Genomic DNA, 22,830 nt, shown 5'->3' on the forward strand with positions numbered 1-22,830 from the left:
AATCAGTATATGGCTTTACATGTTGATTCTTTGGGGAATATTTGTAGTCGAGAAATCCTTATGTGGAAATTGAAAAGACTTTCAATATGATTAATACCATTTTAAAACAATCAAGAACAATGAAAAAACTTATCGTTGTCGCCATATTCCTATTGATGGCGCAGTTTGGTAATGCTGAGACTTTACCCAGAAAAGAGTATCCTCGCCCTCAGTTCGAACGCGAGCAGTGGATTAACCTGAACGGTACATGGACTTTCGATTTCGACTTCGGGCAATCGGGAGAAAACCGCCAGTTATACAATTCCGAACATCTAGGCAAGGATATAACCGTGCCGTTTTGTCCCGAGAGCAAATTGTCAGGTGTAACACACACCGATTTCATCAATTGCATGTGGTATCAAAGAAAGATTTCAATACCGGAAAACTGGAAGGATAAAAAGATATTCTTGAACTTCGGTGCGATAGACTATTGGTCCGAGATTTACATTGACGGAAAAAGCGTGCAGGAACACTGGGGAGGCAGTTCTTCTTTTTCCGTAGATTTGACACGCTTTGTCACTCCGGGAAACACGCACAACCTTGTAGTCCATGTGAAGGACAATTTGCGCTCTGGAAAGCAAACCGGAGGAAAGCAATGCTCCCGATACCACTCCGAGGGATGTTCATACACTCGTGTTACAGGCATTTGGCAAACAGTTTGGCTTGAAGCGGTAGATAAAAACGGACTGAAATCGTCTGTCGTACGTCCCGACATAGACCAAAACCAACTTTCAATACTCCCAGAGTTCCATAACGAATCGGACAACATCTTGGAAGTGGTACTTAAAGACGAAGACAAAATCATAGCAAGAAAAGAAGTAAAATGCTCTAACTCGGCATGTATAGTACTTCCGGTGAAGAAGCCGAAATTATGGTCACCGGAATCTCCATTTTTGTACGACCTAATTTATAGGGTAAAAGACATGTCGGGTAACATAGTGGACGAAGTTCATTCATACGCGGGAATGAGAAAGGTACATACGGCAAACGGCATATTTTACCTCAACAACCAGCCTTACTTCCAACGTCTCGTACTTGACCAGGGATACTATCCCGACGGTATATGGACAGCTCCGTCCGACGAAGCACTCAAGAATGACATCATGCTTGGAAAAAGCGCAGGTTTCAATGGCGCCCGTCTTCACCAAAAGGTATTCGAAGAAAGATACTATTACTGGGCAGACAAATTAGGCTACATCACATGGGGCGAAAGCGCAAGTTGGGGAATGGACATCAATGACGAACTTGCCGTGCGAAACTTCATCAGCGAATGGAGCGACATAGTAGCCCGCGACCGTAACCATCCGTCTCTTGTCACATGGACTCCATTCAACGAGACATGGGGAAGCAGGGAAAGTACTTATCCGCGCCTGATTCGCGATGTGTATAATGTCACCAAAAGCATGGATGCCACACGGCCTATAAATGACGCCAGTGGCGATGACCACATACTTACCGACATCTGGAGTGTGCACAACTACACACAGGAGGGAAACAAATTGGAAGAACAGTTAGAGTTCAAAGACGGAAAAGAGCCATATCGCAATGCCAATAAGAATTTCTTGGCTGTGTACGAAGGACAACCGTATATGGTAGATGAGTTCGGAGGAATCGGATGGATGAAAGCCGAAGAACGTAAAAACTCGTGGGGATACGGCAACATCCCGCAAACAGAAGAAGAGTTTTACAAACGCCTTGACTCACAAATAAAGGCGCTGAAAAACTCAAAACATGTAGTAGGTTTTTGTTATACACAACTTACCGATGTGGAACAGGAAAAGAACGGAGTTTATTATTATGATCGCACTCCTAAACTGGACATGAAGCGTATCAAATCCATATTTGAACAGATACCTTCGTCACATACCAACCTTAAATAACGTGGGTTCGAAATAAAATCAAAAAATAGCAAGTTGTCCGTCATTGACAAAATTTACGTCAATGACGGACTTCTTTTCAAAAAAGCAGTATGCCGCCGACAAGGAGTTGGCTATAAAGTTATTGAATGAACGATGTCTTGAGTGTTCAATCTGTGCGATGTTTTTCAGTTCGTCATTGCCCATTTCAACCAAGGTGCTTTTTCTGAGCAGAATCTTGTCAGCAATACTCATCAGTGAGTTCCTCATATTATTTTTAACTTTAGTAACAAACTGTATGCCATTCAGGAAAAGATTTTCAAACAGAGCCTGACCTATATATCCCTTGTCTGCACATAGTTTTCCTTTGATGTTTTCCAGAAACTTACCCTGTTTCAACGGTTCCCGGTAATCCACGTTTCCAGGCGTGAACATGAAATTGAGGATCTCTCCTTTGTCATTGATTATCAGATGCAGCTTGAATCTGAAGAACCATCCTATAAAACATCTTCCACGCTCGGCAAGCCCTTCAAATGTCTTATGAATCAAGATTCTTTAGTTACGGCATACACGTAAGGGAGTGGAGTCAACGAAACTGATGCCGGTACAGGTTCCCAGCAGGACTTTTTTTGATGAAGATGGTCATGGGAAGCAATACTTCCTTCTCCAGTTCTATAAAACGGTTAGTATAAGAAATATGACGCGGAAAAAAGGTGTTTCAGATGTTTACAGACATACTCCTTGTAGTAATGCTTGAAACAACGGAAACCACCGGAGTGAAACAGGATTAGAATAACCATAATCTCTGCATCACTCATACGGTTGGGGTTGTTACGATGCTTGGTCTTCTTATCCTCAATCATATATTTTTCCTGTTGAAATGTAAATTCCTTGCAAAAATCATCGGCCATACCTGGAAACATAGTGGTAATCGTTTAAATGTTATAATTGAGCACTATAATTTAATACTTTTATCGCTATGTTTCTAATTATAAGTGAAAGATATTTATTCTTATATCGAACTCACGTTAAATTAAGGCTCGCTTAGCTATTTAGGTTACAAAAAGTATATTTTAAGTGTTACGACATCCAAGTGTCGTATACTTAAAAACAGTAAAAAAGAAAAGAAGAAGAAATAGAGAGGAGGGAAGATTAAAACAAGGTTTTCACTCCTCTCAAAGCCGTAAATAGCCGGGACATAAATCTTTAGCTGCTAATTGCATGTTGGGAAAGCAGAAATCCTCAACCTCATAGCTCCCATCGGCACAAGTTCAATATCATCAACCTGCTCCGACCTTGCCGACCACTCATCCGGCAGTACACCGCAAAGTTTGTATTCATCTACCGACCAATCTGGAACGATTCTTCCTTTTGCTTGAAAAATCAGAGGCACATTCTCTGAAGTGAATGGATTAACCTTCGGTTCCAATTTTCTGTGTTCCTTCAACATAACCCCTGAATTGATTTGCAAGGCATAGTTCCACGGAGTTTCCGGATAGATTTCGTATGAAGGCCATTTTTCCACATCCGCTCCTTCTTGCCACTGGGAATCCCAAATAGCCGTTTCCGTACTATTCTTTTTTACATATTTTTCTCCTATTTTCAACGACAAAGTCAAAGGACCGTAATCTACACTGACACTGTTTTTATTTACTTGCCATGTTCTATAAGATATTTCCATCGGGAAGTCCGCTTCTATACAATCTCCGTTTTCCCACTCGCGTTGAATCCGTAAATATTCTCCTTCTGCAAAATCGGCATTTATTTTTTTTCCGTTTACTTTCACTTCCGCAGCTTTCGTCCAACTTGGTATACGAATATAAAAGGGGAAAGCTACCGTTTTATTGCTCTCTATTGTAAATGAGATGTGAGAATCGAACGGATAATCTGTCCGCTCTTTAATGAGCACCGTTTCACAATCACTCACTTTCACCGTTACATCACAACTGTTATAAAGGACGGCTGCCACTCCATTGTCTGGTGTAGCCATCATCAAATGTTCCACGTAATAGGGCCATGCGAAGCCATGATTGTGCTGGCAGCAGCGGCTACTGAACGGATTCATGGCCAAAAATGGACCGGCATTGTCAATGCCGGGCTTATGATTTTCGCTATCGCTCATCACCATGTTTGGTGAGGTAATATAACGAAGCGACCTCATATCCGGCATAAATGCAGCCGGAAAACTATTGAAAGCCACATCTTCACAATTCTCTGCCCAATAAGTATCTCCGGTAATCAAAAGCATAATTTCATCCGAAGCCATCTGCTCGGCAAAGCCACAGGTTTCAGTTCCTTGACGAGGGTCAAAGAACCCCATGCGGGCATTTTCATCTGCCCCGAACATTCCACCGGGTACCTGTCCAAATGTACGTCGAATTAAACTCTGTACATTATAGCTTGCCGACAAATACTTCCTTTCACCATTGAACAGGTAGTAAGTGGCCGGTTCACGAAAGCACTGGGCAACATTCACATTATGCCAGTTCGGGAGTTCGGTTGATTTTGTCCAATCTGCCGTATTTCGATGCAACTTTTCTGCCAATTTCAGCAAGTCTTTATCACCAGTACGGTTGTAAAGCCAAACTACACTCCAGAGATTATCACCACCACGACTGTTTTCCCAATAAGACGACAAGAACTTTTCATCCGGCACGCTCAGTTGATAGTGGAAATAACGGGTCATGAAATCAATGACTCGCTCGTCCGAAGAGTATTCATAATAAGATTGAAGAATCCATAATGCTACCATATTTGACCAAAAATCCTGAGAGCCGTTCACTTCGATATAGGGACCAAAATTCCCGTCTGCACGTTGGCTGCCCAGAATCGCTTCAATCCATGTCTTCGCCTCCTTCAACATTCTTTCATCTTCCAGCAAATAGGCCACTTCGGCATATCCCCGCAGCCAATAAGGGACTTCTTCCCAGCCCCATTTACCACCGGACTTCAGCCACGCATTGTCTTCTTTCTGCAGCCAAGCACTGATTTCGCCTAAATGTCCGTTCAGACCATCGCGTTGTAATTCCAGCATGGTTCGTACCCAACCTTCGGGACGAATGCTGCCGACTGGTAGTTTGATGAACCGCATGGGCTGTAGCGGCGCACGGTTACTGACATAATTTATATTAACTTTCTCTGTGGGAATGACATTGAGCATTTGGGCTTCATCATAGGATGTTACTGAAGAACAAGAGGCCGCACATAATGCCAATGCAAGGATATATGATTTATTCATTTACTATTTTCATTAAAAACAAAACTCTATTTTTCTATGTCGCTATCACAACTAATAACACTTATTATCTGTCAGAATACGTTCATGCCAGACGAACCCAAAGAAGGGGAAAAAGGGCAAAACCGGCACCCTCTTCCCCCCTATTCAACAATCTTTATCTGACAAGACAATTATTTCAAGCGGAATACCTCGGAATAGATTCCTTGGTCAGAACCTTTAGGCCATATACAGATACGACCGAACAAAGTCCCTCTTTTCAGAGCCGTCTGAAACATTTGATGATTCGTATAATCTTTTGTAGCAAAAGTATATGTTTTCCCAGTTTCATCGTAACTGCCCATGTTATCCATTTCATCGTAACGGTCCACATTGTGTTCGCCGTCACTCAAGAATTGGGTAGTGCCCAACATAACAAACACACGGTCAATGCCTATGCCTGCAATCTTGTTCACCGTAAACGAAGCATTCACTTTGTTGCCGTCCAAACTCATTTGCGCATTGTCCACCAAGTAATAAGGAGTCACCTCCACATCCACTTCCGCATGTCCGCGCAGGCTTACTTCTATCGTGTCGCGTCCGGCAGGGCTCCAAGGACCGTTTCCGTCCTTGGTAATCAGTTGGTACTGACCATCGAAAATACATACGGAGAACTCACCGTTCTGGTTGACGAATACTTCTACCGGATCGTGCTTCGCATAGCCACGCTGGTACAGTTGCAATCTCACCGCCTCGTTTCCGCACAGTTGCAAAGGTTCGCCTTTATAAACCACTCTTCCTCTGATAAAAGAAGTAGGTTCATCATAATTATCCTTCATACAGCTCGTAAGAGTCAAAGCCGTCAAAAGAATAGCTGAAAAAACTTTAGATATCGTTTTCATGTTCTTTGTTTCTTCTTTTTAAAGTTATTGATAGGGATTCTTCACCAACTTCGGATTGTTGTTTATCCAACCATTGTCTATTTCAGAATAGTACTGCACATCGGTACATTTCAATGGACGACGCCACAAATCCAATTTCTGCATGTCTTTCTCAATGAACGCCCATTTACCATTATTCACATCGCCCGGAGCCACTACACGGTAAGGCCACAAGCCCAGACGCTTTGATGTACGCGTATCTTCGCTTCCAGTCCAAATCTTGTCTGCTTCCATCCAGCGTTTCAGATTCCACCAGCGACCTCCTTCGAAGGCCAACTCTACACGATACTCGTGCATGATTCGTTCGTGGTCAATCATTGTCAAAGGCAATACACCTGCACGTGAACGAACCTCATTGATGTATTTCAATGCTTCCGTGTCACTATTATTGCGCGACAGCTCCCAGCTTGCTTCGGCAGCAATCAGATAAGCTTCGGCAATACGGAAATAAACATTCCACATAGCTGATCCTCTACCGATGGTACCTGCCGACGGAGTGGCATCCAAGTACTTGCGTACATAAAATCCTGTACGGTTTATCTCGCGCTCGTTTCCTCCGAACGGACCGTTATTGGCTGTAATCAGGTTGCCGCTATCATCGTGCGAATTGCGTGCACCTGTCAGTTCAACCCAGTTTCCATTCTCTTTCCTCAACTGTCCGGCTTGCATTTCAATCACTTTGCTGTCGAAAGTACTGCCCGGTACGATGATGGAGCCCATCAAACGCGGATCTCGTTCAAGGAAAAGTTCAGTGGGATCATCGAAGAAACGTGGATTATCCGGTGTACCAACTTCGAACGGCACGGTCGTTCCTCTCTGTTCTTCGGGAGCGTTTATCGGTTCGAATGCCTCTACCAAATTCAGAAGTACAGAGAGACGGTCGCTTCCGGTATCCTGCTCAATGCTTTTGGGCAGATTGTTTTTCGTAAATCCGTGAGTTTGTCCCGGTGACACGTAGTCGCGTGTCCAGATAACTTCCGTATTGCCGTCTTTCTGGCACACGGCCTTGTAGAAGTTGTCGGCATAAGCCTGCGGTGTATTGTCTTTGGCACGCATCAGAGTGTACGGACCATTCTCAATCACCTCCTTGGCAGCAGCCAAAGCTGTTTCATAATAATCCTTGGCACGCGAAGCCGGAATGCCGACCTCACCACCAGCAGTACGCAACTGAGGATGTGCTTCTACCGTGTTGTAAGTAGCAAGTGAAGCTGCAGTCAGCGCCGCACGAGCCTCAAGCATCTTCGCTACCCAATAGTTGGCGCGTGCAGAATTTCTATTGGTATCCTTAGTAAGCATCCGGGCTGCTTCCTGGCATTCTGAAATGACATAGTCATAAAGAGCCTCTTCCGTAGAACGGGGCACTTGCAGTGTCGTGATGTCCATGCCGGGCGTATAGTCGAATACCTGGTCGCCTACAATGGGCACACCGCCCAAAGTACGTCCCATACAGAAATAGAGCCATGCGCGGATGTAGCGCACTTCACCCATGTAAGCCGTCTTGGTCGCCTCATCCACAGCGGCAGAGGGCTTGATAGCTTCCAAGAACTGGTTCAGGTCGTGCACCAGCGTATAATCATAATTGCGCCACTTGTTGCGATCGATATTCTGGTCATCGTTCGTATCATAATGAATCACCTCATCCAGCATAGTCCACTGATCCCAATCATCGATGCGCTGGCCGATGGTCACCCGACCGTAAAAGTTGGCCAATACCGATTTCACCAGTTCAGGGTCACCGAAAGTCTGATCCTGTGTCAGCAACGTATCGGGCTTCGTATCCAGGAAACCGCTACAACTGCTCATTGACAACATTGCAGCAACCGCGGCTGCAAACAAATATCTTTTTTTCATTGCTTACTTAAAATTTAAGATTAACACCAAGGTTTATCACTCTCATCGGCGGATAGTCCAAACCGTTATCCGAAACACATTCCGGATCCATTACCGACAGATTGGAGAGGGTCAGCAGATTGGTACCCGAAACAAACACACGCAGGTTGCTGATACCGCTACGTCCCAGCCAATTCTTGGGTAGCGTATAGCCGAACTCCAGGTTACGGAGCTTGATATAGTGCACATTGTGTAGCCAGAAGGTACTTTTGTCGTAAGCACTGGTTTCGTCCGAATTCAGACGGAGCATCGGATATTTGCCCGGAATCAATTCACTGTTGGCATCCCAGATGTCGGACAGATGCCAGGCATCTTTCAACACTTCATCGGGGCTATTACCATCGTTTTGGAAGGGACGGGCCGTCTCATAGCATTGCTGCCACGAAGTCATTCCCGAACCGGTCCAGTCCATGGCAAGGTCGAAACCTTTCCAGGAAGCCGCTAAATTGATACCGAAGTTCAGGGTTGGCGTACTGTCTACACGATAACCGATGGGACGTTCGTCCAGATAGTTGATAACACCGTCATTATTCTGGTCTTTGTACTTGATATCGCCCGGAACTACTGTACGGTTACCTTTGCGGTCGTTGTCAATAGGATAGTTAGCAATTTCTTCCCAGCTATTGAAGCGGCCCACAGCCTCATATCCCCAGTTCACATAGCCCACACGATGCCAGATGCTGTTGCGATATTCATCCCATGAATTGCTGAAACGGGGTTTATACTGTTCCCAATCCCAGAAGCGCGAATAAGTGACATTGGCTCCCACACTGTAGTTGAAATCGTTGATATGGTCGGTCCAACCGATTGAAGCATCGAAACCACGGTGCATATCCGAACGCAAATTTTCTTTCGGCAAGCCAAAGCCCACTTCACTCGGAATCAATACATCGTAACGAGATTCGGAGATACCTTCGCGAATACGACGGAAGTAATCAAGCTGCACGTTCAGACGATTGTTAAAGAAACCAAGGTCGATACCGAGGTCCAGAATCTTGGAAGTCATCCATGACAAAGTCTGGTTAGGCAAGCCACGAGTAGACGTACCTACCACCCAGTTGCCATCAAGCACAGCACCGCCACTGTTATAGTTATAACCCGGCAAGAAATCGAAGGCAGAATAGTCGGCCACAGCATCATCACCCACTTCACCATACGAACCGCGCAACTTGAAGTTGGTAACGATATTACCTATTTTACTCTCTTTCCAGAAGTTTTCTTCCGAAACACGCCATCCCAAAGAGGCAGAGGGGAAGAAGCCCCAACGATGTCCCGGACGGAATTTCCACGAACCGTCCCAACGGCCAATCAGTTCTATCAAGTACCTGTCGGCATAGTTATAGTTGATACGTCCCAAATATCCCATACGGGCCTCCGTGCGGTCGCCATCATCATTGAACTCTACAAGTTCCTTCAAGCGAATCAAATCCATACTGTTGGAAACCGGCGTAGAGTGGAGCCACATGCGGGGACGCTTGCGCTGGCTGGCCTCGAAACCTGCCACGGCCACAATGGAGTGATCGCCAAACTTGCGGTCAAAGTTCAACTGAAAGTTAGAGAACTGATCTTCCACTTTTTCGCGGTTGCGTTCACGGTAAGGGTTAGCCATGCGGTCAGTCACGTAATACGAATCACTATTTTCGTCGTAACCATACAGTTCATAAGTATATTCCTGGTTATCCAGTTCATTATAAGCATAGTAGTAGCCCAACATTCCCTTGAACTTCAGCCCTTTCAAAATTTCATACTCAGCTGTACCATTCAATTGAATCACCCGCCATACATCGGAAACCTTACCGGTAGTTTCGTAATTCAAGATAGCAAAATTTGTTTCGGCCTGGTCTGATACCTTTTGCGGATAGTTAGGATTATCATTGGCAAACGGACGTTTGGTTGGCTGATTCTTCATCGTAGCGAAACGCGGCAACCAAGTATCATCAGCTCCAGGAACTCCCGGATGACGGCGGTCTTCAATACGTCCGTTCATGCTTGCACCCACTTTGAGGCGCTCGTTTACATTCATCTCAATGTTCATCTGGGCATTGGTACGACGGAAACCACCGTAGTTGCGGATGGTGGCATCCTGGTTGATGTGAGACACGGCTACATAGTAATTTGCCTTATCCGTACCGCCCGAGAAGCTTGTATTGACATAATATTGCGGAGCAGATACCCAGATATAATCGCTCCAATTCCATCCTTGGTAGTTACGCTCCGTACCTGCCATCCATTTGTCATACTCTTCCTTGTTATAACGGCGGTCGCCTCCGGTACGTCCCGAAAAAGTTTCTGCTGTAGTATAGGCATGTACATAGTCCTTCACACCGGCAGGGCTGATGAACTTGGAGTTCTTCTGCCAACCGTAATAAGCGTTCACCGAAACAGTATTCTTCGAGTTGCGTACCCCCTTCTTGGTAGTCACCACCACCACGCCATTGGCAGCACGTACACCGTATAGAGCTGCCGATGCATCCTTCAGTACAGAAACAGACTCGATATCGTTGAAGTCCATCTGGCTGAACTGTCCTGAGTCAGAGATGACACCATCAATCACGAAGAGCGGAGTACCCATGTTACGAATCTGCAAAGCAGTTTCGGCACCGGGACGTCCATCTTGCTGGCGTGTATTCACACCAGCAATCTTACCTACCAACGCACCACCTGCTGTAACGGCCGAAGATCGCGCAATGTCCTCCGAACGTACCGAAGAGACTGCACCGGTCAGCGTAGCTTTCTTCTGCGCCATACCAAAACCGGTAATTACAACTTCGTCCAGTACTTCCGTGTCTTCTTTCAATGTCACAGTTACCTTATTGGAAGCCCCAACGGTCACTTTTTGGGCCTTGTACCCGATGAACGAGATTTCAAGAGTCGCATCGGTTGCCACGGTCAGTGAGAATTCTCCATTGACATCGGTAATTGTTCCTGTTGTGCTCCCCACAGCTTTGACATTGGCCCCAATGATGGGTTCTCCATTTACATCCACTACGACTCCCTTTACGGTGCGCTGTTGTTGGACCAAATTCATTGCCAGTACAATTTCTTCAGACGGATTGTCCGCTGTAGCATAAACGAATGTACTTGGCAAAAAAGAAAATGCAGCCATACATAAGGATATGTTCCACATTCTCCTACTACTTGCTAAATAAACTAAATGCTCTTTTCTAGACATAGTACATTTTTTAATTAATAAGGTTATATTATCAAAATATAGCAAAAGTTTCGCTTGTAAAGTTGCTTTCTTCTATTAGTAGTATTGCAAATCAACAATAAACGACAGAAAAAACAGGGAAGTCATTGGTCAATAAACAACATAAACTGTTCTCCGATTCATTTATGGCATTCATAGAACAGGATTTGCTATTTTTTGGTATTCTTTTTTTGTGTTATTTTCAAAGAAGGGCTTTTCTTGTGATAATAACTCTTCTATGAATGCCGACACTCACATAAATAATCGCGGCTATATAGATTTTGGCGCACGCATTGACAAATTAAGATACACTACAAAAACATCTACAAGGAATATATGAACACATTTTGAATAGAAATTACTTTTTTTTGATTAACCTTTATTTATGAGCGAGTCGTGCGATGGCTACATTTGCATTGTCGAGGAATCAGGCATATCAACCTGACGAAAATAGGTATTGCATATATAAGAATTAAGTTTATTGTCATTAGTTTAAAGAAGATAATTATGAAGAAAAGTACAACATTAACCATGCTAATGCTGACGGCTTTTTGTCAGATTAATGCTACTGACTTGTTTACCCCTGTACAAAAGACAGATTTGCGTTTGCCTTCTGTGCCATTAATTACATCAGACCCATATTTTTCTATATGGTCGCCATACGATAACTTGAACGAAGGTGTGACCAAGCACTGGACCAACGATGAAAAATCGTTGATAGGGGCAGTTCGCGTAGATGGCAAGGTATATCGTTTTATGGGAAAACAAAATTTGCAGGCTTTGCTGCCCATGGCCGGAAGCGAAGCTTGGGAAGGCGACTACACATTCCAACAGCCCGATGGAAATTGGACGAACATAGATTACTCTGCTTCAGGATGGAAAAAAGGAAAAGGGGCATTCGGCACAAACGATCAACCGGTAGCAAGAACCAAATGGGAAACCGAAGACATCTGGGTGAGACGCGAATTTACACTGAATGATGTGGATGAAAAAGCTCCGATATATATAAAGTATTCGCACGATGATGTTTTCGAGCTTTACCTTAACGGTGAAAGGCTGGTGTCAACCGGATATACTTGGAAAAACAACGTACTGCTGGAACTTACAAGCGAGACAAAGAAAAAACTGCGTAACGGAAAGAACGTGATTGCAGCGCACTGTCACAACACCACGGGCGGGGCTTATGTGGATTTCGGCATTTTCACTCCAGCCGACGATGCAGCAGCTTTCGAGAACTTAGCAGTGCAGAAATCGGTAGATGTATTGCCCACACAGACTTATTACACGTTTGCATGCGGTCCGGTAGAACTTGACATTGTATTCACTGCTCCGGTGATGATTGACGATTTGGATTTGATTTCTACTCCTATCAACTACATATCATATCAGGCAAAGTCCATTGACAAGAAGGAACACGATGTACAAGTGTACATAGAAACCACACCACAGTTGAGCATAAACGAAATGACACAGCCCACCAAGGCACAGGTGATAAAGCACAACGGAATGAATTACATTCAAGCAGGAAGCATTGACCAACCTGTCACAGAAAGGAAAGGAGACCTGATATGTATAGACTGGGGATATGCGTACATGGTCGGAAACAGTAATGCAAACATCAACGTAAGCTTGGGCGACTACAATGCCATGAAAGCTTCGTTTGCCAAGGAAGGAGAACTACTTCCGTCGAAAGGGGAAGTAATAACCAGAAAAGCCGACAAGATGCCGGCAATGGCATACTGTGATGATCTGGGCAATGTATCTGTCAAAGGAAAGAGCGGGTTCATGATGCTGGGTTACGATGATGTTTATTCCATAGAATATATGTACGAACGCCACATGGCATACTGGAGGCACGGCGGGAAAGTTACAATCTTCGATGCTTTTGAGCGCGCAAGAGACAATTATAACAACGTTATGGAACGATGCCGAGACTTCGATGCCATGATAATGAACGATGCCGAGAAGGCGGGAGGCAAGAAATATGCCGAAATATGTGCCGCCTCTTACAGGCAGGTCATAACGGCACACAAGCTGTTCACCGACAAGGAGGGAAACTTGATGTTTTTCTCTAAAGAAAACAACAGTAACGGATGTATTAACACAGTGGACCTTACTTACCCGTCGGCGCCGCTATTTCTGGCATACAATCCCGAGCTGCAAAAGGCCATGATGACTAGTATTTTCGAATACAGTGCATCAGGAAGATGGAATAAACCGTTTGCCGCACACGACCTTGGTACATATCCTATCGCCAACGGACAAGTCTATGGAGGTGATATGCCGATAGAGGAAAGTGGAAACATGGTGATACTTACTGCTGCAATTGCAAAGGCTGAAGGCAATGCAAACTATGCCAAAAAATATTGGGACCTACTTACTATATGGACTGACTATTTGGTGGAATACGGACAAGACCCCGAGAACCAACTTTGCACGGATGATTTTGCAGGACACTGGGCACATAACGCCAATCTTGCAGTGAAAGCTATCATGGGAGTGGCCGCTTATAGCGAAATGGCAAAGATGCTGAGTATGAACAAAGTAGCCAAGGAATATGCCGAAATTGCTAAGAAGATGGCTGTGAAATGGGAGGAAATGGCCCGAGAGGGCGACCACTATCGCCTTGCTTTCGACCGCAAGGATACTTGGAGCCAGAAATACAATATGGTATGGGACAAGATGTGGGGACTTAAATTATTTCCTAACAATGTGATAGAAAAAGAAATAAACTATTACCTGACCAAACAGAACGAATTCGGCCTTCCACTGGACAGCCGCAAGGAATACACAAAGTCCGACTGGGTAATGTGGACCGCCGCCATGGCTTCAGACATGGACACTTTCCAGAAATTCTCAAATCCTATCTATAAATATATTGACGAAACCGCTACACGAGTGCCTATCAGCGATTGGCACCACACCGAAGGCGGATTGTGGGTTGGCTTCCGTGCACGTTCGGTAATAGGAGGATATTGGATGAAGGTTTTGATGGACAAGATGCTTGAAAATAAGTAAAAGAAATTAGTATATTTGAGATAAAAAGATTCACAGGATAACAATAATTAACGCATCATTTACGGCACTCTGGCTGGACTTCAAACTTCTAGCCAAAGTGCTGTATCTAATTTTCAAACTCTTATCATTATGAAATCATCAGTATTATCCGTGTTCGTTTTGGGGGCATTAATGGCTTGCACAGGCAACAAAAAGGAAGAATTGCAAATGACGGCTTCGGGACTGCAACCCGAAAACTTCAAAGCCGTAGTGGATGGTAAAAATACAGGGTTATACACACTCAAAAATAAAAACGACATGGAAGTATGTGTCACCAACTTTGGTGGACGTATCGTTTCTATAATGGTTCCGGACAAGGACGGAAATATGCGCGATGTAGTTTTGGGATTTGAATCCATAAAAGATTACATAGATTATCCCTCTGATTTTGGAGCAAGCATAGGCAGGTATGCCAACAGAATCGGTAACGGACAGTTTTCTTTGGACGGAGTGAAATACCAGTTGCCACAAAACAACTACGGTCACTGTCTGCATGGCGGATTTAAAGGCTTCCAATACGTGATATATGATGTCATGAAGGTTTCAGACAATGAAATCAAACTCTCATATCTCGCGAAAGACATGGAAGAGGGATTTCCGGGAAACGTGACATGTACCGTATCAATGACTCTGACGAACGACAACGCCATAAACATAAATTACGAAGCCGAGACTGACAAGCCTACTATCATAAACATGACAAACCACTCTTACTTCAATCTTGACGGAAAGCCGGAGAAGGGTAACAGTGACTATCTGATGATGGTAAACGCCAGTAACTACACTCCTATAGACAGCACATTTATGACAACTGGAGAAATTTTGCCTGTGGAGGGAACACCCTTCGACTTCAGAAAACCAGTAAGGCTGGGCGACAAACTGATCGAGGAGTGCGAACAACTGAAGAACGGACACGGGATAGACCATAACTGGATACTTGACACCGAGGGCAATTTGAACACGGCGTGCGCATCACTGGAATCTACAGAAAGTGGAATAAAACTGGAGGTGTTTACCAATGAACCTGGAATACAAGTTTACACGGGCAATTTCCTGGACGGAACACAAATCGGCAAGAAAGGGATTAAGTATAACTGCCGTGCTGCCGTATGTCTTGAAACACAAAAATATCCAGATACTCCAAACAAACCCGAATGGCCGTCGTGCATCTTACGCCCGGGAGAAAAATACAACAGCAACACGATATTCAAATTCTCAGTGAACAAATAACATTTGACATGAAAAAAGGAAAGAGGCTAATTTTACTGGGCTTTATAGCGGGCATTTATACGTTTGCTTTTTCTTCTTGCCAGGAAGACAAAGCGATAAAAGAAATATGGCAGGCTTACGATGGCTTTAACCAGTGTCTGCTTGATGAAAATAAATACATATATAAGACCAACACATCATACTCTGAAGCCAAAGACCGGTGGAACGGAGCGGCAGCCATCTGGTGCCAGCCTATCTATTGGGACATGGCCATGAATGCATACAAACTTGCCTGCAAGACCAAGAACAGCAAAAGGAAAGAAAACTTGTTGAAATTGAACCGCAGAATCTTCGAAGGCAACAAGAAACATTATGCCGGTTTCGACTTCCATGACAACAATGAGAATACGGGCTGGTTCATATACGATGACATACAGTGGTGGACAATAACCTTGGCGCGTGCATATCAACTGTTTGGCGAAAAAGAGTACCTTGACTTATCGGAAGCCAGTTTCAGCCGAGTATGGTACGGTTCCGAAAAGGTTGGCGATACAGGGTCTTATGACCCTAAGAGAAGCGGGATGTTCTGGCAATGGCATCCTATAAGAAACCCTAAGCCCAACGACAGTGAGCGCGATGGGAAAATGGCGTGCATAAACTTTCCAACGGTAGTGGCAGCCATGACTCTTTACAACTGCGTGCCAGATGACAGGCAAGAGCCAAAGGCAGATGTAAAGAGACCTCTCTACCAAACCAAAGCACAATATTTGGAGAAAGCCAAAGAAATATACGCATGGGGAACAGAAAATTTACTGGATGCCAAAACCGGAAGGGTAGCTGATAGCAAGCACGGCACAAGCGACTCGCCCAATTGGAAGGCACACATCTACAACCAAGCTACTTTCATAGGAGCATCGGTACTTCTGTATCAAGCCACCGATGAGAAGTCGTATTTAGATAACGCCATACTCGTTGCCAACTATTCCATAAAGACCATGTCGGCCCCAAAAGGGATACTTCCTTTTGAGAATGGGATAGAACAGGGCATTTACACGGCAATATTCGCACAATACATGGCCATGCTGGTTTACGATTGTGGGCAATCGCAATACCTGCCATTCTTGAAACACACCATAAACATAGGATGGAACAATAGGGATGAACAAAGGAACATCTGCGGTGGGGAATATGATGTGAAGGTGAACCCTACCGATACGATAGACAGTTACTCTGCATCAGGCATTCCGGCACTAATGTTGCTGTTCGGCAAATAAAGCCGATAGCGAAATACAGGGTACTTTTATAAGGTAGAAGTAAACAGGTAAAATTGCAAATCCTTTAAAATAGATTTGCAATCTTACCTGTTTTTTAATGAATATTTTTATAACTTTGCTGGTATAAATAAAATACAATGACAGTGCCTTAAAAACATTCTTAGTATTATGCACATAAAATACCATACAAACACTATTGGAAGACGAACGGAAAACGTATTAATGGTCATATTTTTGTTTTGTTGCGTGGTGTCTAGTCTGAATGCGCAGGATTACAGGAACTACATAATAAATATTTATCAAGACAAAGACGGACTGCCGCATAATTCGACAAAGTGCCTCTTGCAAGACAAGTTTGGTTTCGTGTGGATAGGTACAAGAAACGGTTTGTGCTGTTTCGATGGTAAAAGGAACATTCCACTGAAGATTTCGGATAACAACTTAGGAAACGTTTCTATACACTCCCTCTTTGAAGACAAATTAGGCAGGATATGGATGGGCACTGACTACGGGGTATACGTTTATGACAGAATCGGCACCCTTGAGAAGTTCGACAAAATAACCAGATACAGCGTTTCCATAAGCAGCGAGGTAAGTAAAATCGTACAATTGGACAGCAATAAAATACTTGTCGCTACAATGGGACAGGGATATTTCGTGTACAATGTTGACAGTGATGTGCTTGAACAGTACAATTCACACTACTCGTTCATCTTGGACGTATATACCGATGGGAAAGATTTATATTTGACCACCTTGCAGGAACAGTTCTTACACTTTGACCTCAACGGTAAGCTTGCAGACGCTTACAATTTCTCGGAAAATCGCCTGAGCCTTGAGACTCCTTTGCTAACGAACAGGTTCATCTGCAAAGGGAAAAATTCGCTCTGGATAGGAGGAGGCGACACAAACGACTTGTTTGAGTTTTATCCGCAATCGGGAGATATTGTGCATCATAAACTGGAAAATGCGACCTTCAAGTCTGTAAAATGCATCATTCCGCTCGGTAACGAAGAACTGCTGTTAGGGACAAACAAAGGATTGTATATATTCACTCCCCACGATGAGGCGATTTCTGAATTTGAATATTCAGAGAAAGTGAGCATTTATAATCTGGACATAAACGAATTGGTAAAAGACAATGAGGGGGGGATATGGGTGCTAACAGAACATTCGGGGGTGATGCACATAAGCCCTAGAAATAAGCGATTCTACAATCACAACATACCAGGTAACTACATGGTAAATGCTTTCTGTCAAGGCATGGAGGACAACACTATATTAGTAGGTTCGCAGAATGGATTGTACAAATACGACATAGAGAAAAATCTACTGGAAGAATCCCCTTCAGGGACGAACCTGAAATATGACATACGCTCGCTATGCAGGAATAATAATGAATTGTGGATAGGAACATTGTCGGACGGAGTGATTGTTATGGACCTTACAACTGGGAAAACAAAGCACTACGTTAGTTCATTTAACTCACCAAACACCATCACCAGCAATAATATAAAAAAGATATTAAGGACTAAAGGTGGAGACATCATAATAGGCACCAATTGGGGCGTGTGCTATTATGACAAAAAACACGATAACTTCAGGACTGAAACAATCTTGGGAGCTATGATGGCTATAGCCGATATATATGAGGATGGCAAAAATAATATCTGGTTTGCCACAGATAACGGAGGAGTGTACAGGCACAACCTTAACACCCAAACATGGAGATACTACAAACATAATCCGGAAAATCCTTATTCCTTGCCTAATAATTCTGTAATAAAAATCTTCGAGGACAAGGAAGGTAAACTCATATTAAGTACGAACGGAAACGGGCTTTGCTTGTTTGACTATGATAAGGATGGCTTTATCGGGGAATATGGCAGGGGACATGGGTTGCATTCAAATATAGTGGTGAACTCCATGGAGCAGGACATGGAGGGAAAGTTGTGGCTTTCTACCAATTCTGGATTGTGTTGTCTCAATACGAACGACAGCTTAAATCATACCTATTTCACATCATTGGATGGATTGCAGAGGAATTTCTTCTGCGAAAGTGCATCGTACACCACAAAAAACGGAACTTTGATGTTTGGTGGAAGCAATGGATTCAACGTGTTTAATCCATTGAATTTCAAGCAAAACAAATTTATTCCTCCTGTTTACATCACTGACATTAATTTCTTAAAAGTCAAGGAAAATGCCGAAAAAGAAAAGATAATCGGTAATGATAAACCTTTATATTTGTCTGGGAAAATAAGAATACCACATTCGTACAATAGCTTCACTGTGCATTTTGCATCTTTAAGTTATGTGGAGCCTGAAAAGAATTTGTTTTCATATAAAATGGAGGGGCTGGACAAATCGTGGATGAATCAGACGAAGAGCAACTCCGTAACGTACACCAACCTCGCTCCCGGAAAGTATTGCTTGTACGTGAAAGGCTCGAATAACGACCAAGTATGGAACGACAAGGTTGCCAAGCTGCAAATCATCATTACTCCACCCTGGTATTTATCAGTATGGGCATATTGCGCTTATTTTATTTTGACAATATCCATGCTGACGTATTTGTTGATTAAGCGAGACAGGCACCTCAAGAAAAGGTACAACTTGCGCATGGAAAGGTTCAAGGAAGAGAAGGAAAGGGAATTGTACAAAAACAAAATCAATTTCTTCATAAACTTGATACACGAAATAAAGACTCCGCTCACGTTGATTAAACTTCCGCTGGACAACTTGATGAAAGACTCTGCGGTCAACAGCAAGGAGAGAGAGTATCTTTCAGTAATGAGCAGGAACGTAAACTATTTGATTGGGGTGACAAATGAGCTGCTCGATTTTCAGAAGATTGAATCGGGGGAAATGAAACTTAATTTTGAAACCACCGATATAGGTTCACTTATCAAAGTGACTTATGAACAGTTTATAGGGATAGCGGAAATAAAGAACATCAATCTACAGAACGATGTGGGCGCAGATTTCCAGCACGAAATACGGGTCGATAAGGATAAAATAAGGAAAATACTGGTAAATCTCCTTAGCAATGCCATGAAATATGCGGAAAAGAGTGTCGTGTTATCATCGAATGTTGATGGCGATTATGTCAATATCTATGTTGCCGATGACGGACCGGGCATAGACAACCAAGAAAAAGAGAAGGTATTTCAGGTCTTCTATCAGTCGAAAGGGGAAAAGCACCAGCCCGGCACAGGCATAGGGCTTGCTTATGCGCGTACGTTGGCGGAAAACCATCATGGGAAACTCTATGTGCAGGACAACGAGCAGGGTGGAACAACATTTGTTTTATCACTGCCTTTATACAAAAACGAACTGATACCAGAAGATGAAAGGCTTGAAGTCCTATCAGATTCTGCAATGATGAATGATAAAGAAGCTATTTCCGATGATGACGTACTGCTGCAACAGAACCACATAGTCCTGCTGGTTGAAGACAATCCGGACTTGCTGAAAATGGAATCGGCAAATTTGAAGAAGTGGTTTAAGATACTGAAGGCAAAGAACGGGGAACAAGCTCTTAAAATAATAGACAATCACGATGTGGACATTATAGTAAGCGACGTGATGATGCCTGTCATGGATGGATTGGAATTATGTCAGAGGGTTAAGGACAACATAGAATATTCGCATATTCCCGTCATCTTGCTTACGGCAAAGACATTGCCTGAGTCGAAGACCGAAGGCTTTTGCCACGGAGCGGATGCGTATGTGGAAAAACCGTTCACGATATTGCAATTATGTATGCAAATAAGGAACTTGCTGAGGCTACGCCGTTCCTTGCAGAAACGTATACAACCGTTGGCTAACATAGAAAATAATTTACATCCAACAGAAGCTTTCTTCTCCAATAAAGATATGGAATTTCTTAAAATGCTGAAAGAAAACATTAGCAACCAGTTGTCAGACGAAAACTTCTCAATAGATTCTTTGACTGCGATAATGAACATGAGCCGTTCTAATTTCTACAGGAAGCTTAAGGCTCTTACAGGTATGTCTCCCAACGAATATTTGAAGAATTGCAGGTTGAATAGGGCCGCCGAGTTGTTAAAAGAAGGATACCGCATAACGGAAATCTTTGAGCAAACAGGATTCTGTTCCTCATCTTATTTCGCCAAATGCTTCAAAGCTAAGTTTGGCGTACTTCCCAAAGATTTTCAGAATAATAAAGAGGTATCATAGTAATCACAGGTTACATCAAGGAAAAAATAACCACATTTTTATGACTTTATGACAGAATTAAGAATCAAAAGTTTGATATGATTTTCATACCTAAATTGACGAAGGACCAACAATGATTGAATTCGCTTTCATCGTAAGTACTTGAATAATAACGCCTTATACTTTCATTTTCCTCCTTACTTTTGCTGCAAAAAATAATGTCTATGATGCAGCGACGTAAACACATGATGAGCAGAGAAAAATTTATCTTCGTTCTTTTCCGTTAGCAACAGAGTGAAGTGGAGACGTGTTCATTTTCTACAACCGTTTCCGGACCAAGATAAAATTGCTCCATGCCGAACCGGGAGGTCTGGTCCTTTATGAAAAGCTGCTTGAAGAAGGCACCTTCAAGATACCCGCCTATGATCCTACCACCCATTCTTACCCCACGACCTGGAGTGACCTGATCGTTATGGTGGAAGGCATCAATGAAGATGTCAGTAAAGGCAGGCAGAGACGGCTTTCCAATTTGAAAAAGTATTGGTAAACGGTTGTAAACAAACAGCTTGAAGGCTTGTTTTTCTTGTAGCTTTTCGCTATCTTTATATCATCAAAAAAGATATTGAATGGCAAAAGAAGATGCAATCGGACAAGCTGTGGAATACTCAATGGAACAGCTGCTGGATATCAACCGCAAACAGAGTGAGATCATCTCAGCCCAGGTAAGGACCATAGAAGAACTCCGGGGTACGATCGTTGAGTTGAACGCCTCCCTGGCATGGCTGAAGAGAAAGATGTTTGGAAAGATGAGTGAGAAATGCAAACCTGCCGATAACGGAGCCCCGAAGCTCCCTTTTGACTATGCGACCTGGAACAGATAGAGGCGGCAATCGAAGAGACCCGGAGCAGGGCGACAGAACAAATTACCGTCCCCCCAGTCCCAGGCCACCAATAAAACGCCACACCGTAACCGGGTCGCCATGGATAACCTTCCCGATTGTAACAGTCGTCATCGAACCGGAGAATGTCGATTTAAGCAGATACGTCAAGATAGGCGAGGAACATACCAGGACCCTTGAGATGAAACCCGGCTACCTCTATGTGAAAGACACAGTACGTCTCACATACGCCCTGAAGAATGAAATGGAGGCCGTTGATAACGGAGAAAAGGCTGTAATAACCGCTCCCATGCCACTGACACCCATATATAAAGGTATGCCCAGAGCTTCCATGCTCGCTGAGGTCCTTTTACAGACAGATTCTCCGTCTGCCTCATCCAAGGGAAATGTGTAAGTATGCTCGGCATTCACAACCAATTTGTCAACAGCTATCTCCGAAACGTCAATGATGTGGTAACTCTTACCGAACACGATTTTCGGACTGAACTCATCAGAGAACAGCATACCCTTACATACCTTTTCTTGATTGTGAATTTTGAGAGTAATCTCATCCTGCTTCAGATTGAAAGCTATCTTCACCTTGAACCAATGCCTCCGCCTTACTGACAGGCAAGGCTATCAACACGCACTTCCCCTCCTAGTTCAGACGGAACAAGATGTCATCGCCACAAAAATCAAAGAAAAGATTGAAAATCTGTCCTTCGTCAGCTCCCTTAACCCGCAACACATAGCCGATACTCTCGGTAGAATACAGCGCCATGTTGAACTCCAAGTCAAAGTAGTCTTTGAAAGAGGAACAACTGTGGGCAAACACATCATAGGATGTTCTTTCGTCAATAGAGCTGGCTGCGCCACGAAATCTCAATCCGTATACGGAAACTATTTGGGTAGTGCAAAAGCTAATTATTAAAATAATATATCTATATAAATGTATCATTAGGTTTTCATTTAAGGTTATGCAATACCATCATAAAACATTAGCCAACATTTATTAAGAAATGAAGGGAAGATTGATATGCAATATATAAAACATTAATAAACGAATAATATTTTGCTTAAATAAAGTAAGTTCCTATACA

At 43.4% G+C, this 22,830-nt stretch carries 13 protein-coding genes and 1 pseudogene; 7 read left to right on the plus strand and 7 right to left on the minus strand.

Going from position 1 to position 22,830, the window contains the following annotated elements; translation table 11 throughout:
• Positions 1 to 119: 119 nt before the first annotated feature.
• The gene (locus JXR92_RS00930; protein WP_138344905.1) at positions 120 to 1,919 is read left to right on the plus strand and encodes a glycoside hydrolase family 2 protein; all 1,800 of its coding nucleotides are present in this window, start codon (positions 120 to 122) and stop codon (positions 1,917 to 1,919) included.
• Positions 1,920 to 1,937: 18 nt separating this feature from the next.
• Here JXR92_RS00930 and JXR92_RS00935 read toward each other — a convergent pair.
• The 5 genes and pseudogenes from JXR92_RS00935 to JXR92_RS00955 all read right to left on the minus strand — a co-directional run bounded on the left by JXR92_RS00935 (position 1,938) and on the right by JXR92_RS00955 (position 11,112).
• Positions 1,938 to 2,818: pseudogene (locus tag JXR92_RS00935) on the minus strand (IS982 family transposase).
• Between the two features lie 290 nt (positions 2,819 to 3,108).
• Positions 3,109 to 5,133 carry a beta-L-arabinofuranosidase domain-containing protein gene (locus JXR92_RS00940; protein WP_138344903.1) on the minus strand — a complete coding sequence of 675 codons (2,025 nt, stop codon included), beginning with the start codon at positions 5,131 to 5,133 and terminating at the stop codon, positions 3,109 to 3,111.
• Between the two features lie 170 nt (positions 5,134 to 5,303).
• Complete coding sequence (locus JXR92_RS00945) at positions 5,304 to 6,011, minus strand: DUF3823 domain-containing protein (RefSeq protein ID WP_138344901.1); 708 nt, start codon at positions 6,009 to 6,011, stop codon at positions 5,304 to 5,306.
• 24 nt (positions 6,012 to 6,035) lie between these two features.
• Entirely contained in the window at positions 6,036 to 7,901 is a 1,866-nt protein-coding gene (locus tag JXR92_RS00950) for a RagB/SusD family nutrient uptake outer membrane protein (protein ID WP_138344899.1), read from the minus strand.
• A 7-nt stretch (positions 7,902 to 7,908) separates the two neighbouring features.
• A complete protein-coding gene (locus tag JXR92_RS00955; RefSeq protein ID WP_138344897.1) occupies positions 7,909 to 11,112 on the minus strand; it encodes a SusC/RagA family TonB-linked outer membrane protein in 3,204 nt (1,067 codons plus the stop codon).
• 525 nt (positions 11,113 to 11,637) lie between these two features.
• Here JXR92_RS00955 and JXR92_RS00960 point away from each other — a divergent pair.
• The 6 genes from JXR92_RS00960 (at position 11,638) to JXR92_RS00985 (ending at position 21,733) form a co-directional block, all read left to right on the plus strand.
• The gene (locus tag JXR92_RS00960) at positions 11,638 to 14,148 is read left to right on the plus strand and encodes a glutaminase domain-containing protein (RefSeq protein ID WP_171030414.1); all 2,511 of its coding nucleotides are present in this window, start codon (positions 11,638 to 11,640) and stop codon (positions 14,146 to 14,148) included.
• A gap of 129 nt (positions 14,149 to 14,277) precedes the next feature.
• The gene (locus tag JXR92_RS00965; protein ID WP_138344894.1) at positions 14,278 to 15,417 is read left to right on the plus strand and encodes an aldose epimerase family protein; all 1,140 of its coding nucleotides are present in this window, start codon (positions 14,278 to 14,280) and stop codon (positions 15,415 to 15,417) included.
• Between the two features lie 8 nt (positions 15,418 to 15,425).
• Positions 15,426 to 16,670, plus strand: coding sequence for a glycoside hydrolase family 76 protein (locus JXR92_RS00970; RefSeq protein WP_138344892.1), 1,245 nt, complete (start codon positions 15,426 to 15,428; stop codon positions 16,668 to 16,670).
• 222 nt (positions 16,671 to 16,892) lie between these two features.
• Positions 16,893 to 20,873, plus strand: coding sequence for a hybrid sensor histidine kinase/response regulator transcription factor (locus JXR92_RS00975; RefSeq protein WP_195485911.1), 3,981 nt, complete (start codon positions 16,893 to 16,895; stop codon positions 20,871 to 20,873).
• 286 nt (positions 20,874 to 21,159) lie between these two features.
• Positions 21,160 to 21,399: an IS66 family insertion sequence element accessory protein TnpB gene (tnpB, locus tag JXR92_RS00980; RefSeq protein ID WP_138344888.1), complete on the plus strand. Its 240-nt coding sequence runs from the start codon at positions 21,160 to 21,162 to the stop codon at positions 21,397 to 21,399.
• 79 nt (positions 21,400 to 21,478) lie between these two features.
• Positions 21,479 to 21,733, plus strand: coding sequence for a transposase (locus JXR92_RS00985; RefSeq protein WP_226791225.1), 255 nt, complete (start codon positions 21,479 to 21,481; stop codon positions 21,731 to 21,733).
• 216 nt (positions 21,734 to 21,949) lie between these two features.
• Here the strand turns inward: JXR92_RS00985 and JXR92_RS00990 are convergent, their stop codons facing one another.
• Both JXR92_RS00990 and JXR92_RS00995 read right to left on the minus strand, forming a co-directional pair.
• Positions 21,950 to 22,330, minus strand: coding sequence for a hypothetical protein (locus tag JXR92_RS00990; RefSeq protein WP_226791227.1), 381 nt, complete (start codon positions 22,328 to 22,330; stop codon positions 21,950 to 21,952).
• A gap of 58 nt (positions 22,331 to 22,388) precedes the next feature.
• On the minus strand, positions 22,389 to 22,616 hold the full coding sequence (locus JXR92_RS00995) for a hypothetical protein (RefSeq protein ID WP_226791229.1): 228 nt from the start codon (positions 22,614 to 22,616) through the stop codon (positions 22,389 to 22,391).
• Positions 22,617 to 22,830 lie beyond the last annotated feature (214 nt).

Origin of the sequence: Bacteroides parvus (genome assembly GCF_017309675.2) — a bacterium.
Classification (GTDB): Bacteria; Bacteroidota; Bacteroidia; order Bacteroidales; family Bacteroidaceae; genus Bacteroides; species Bacteroides uniformis.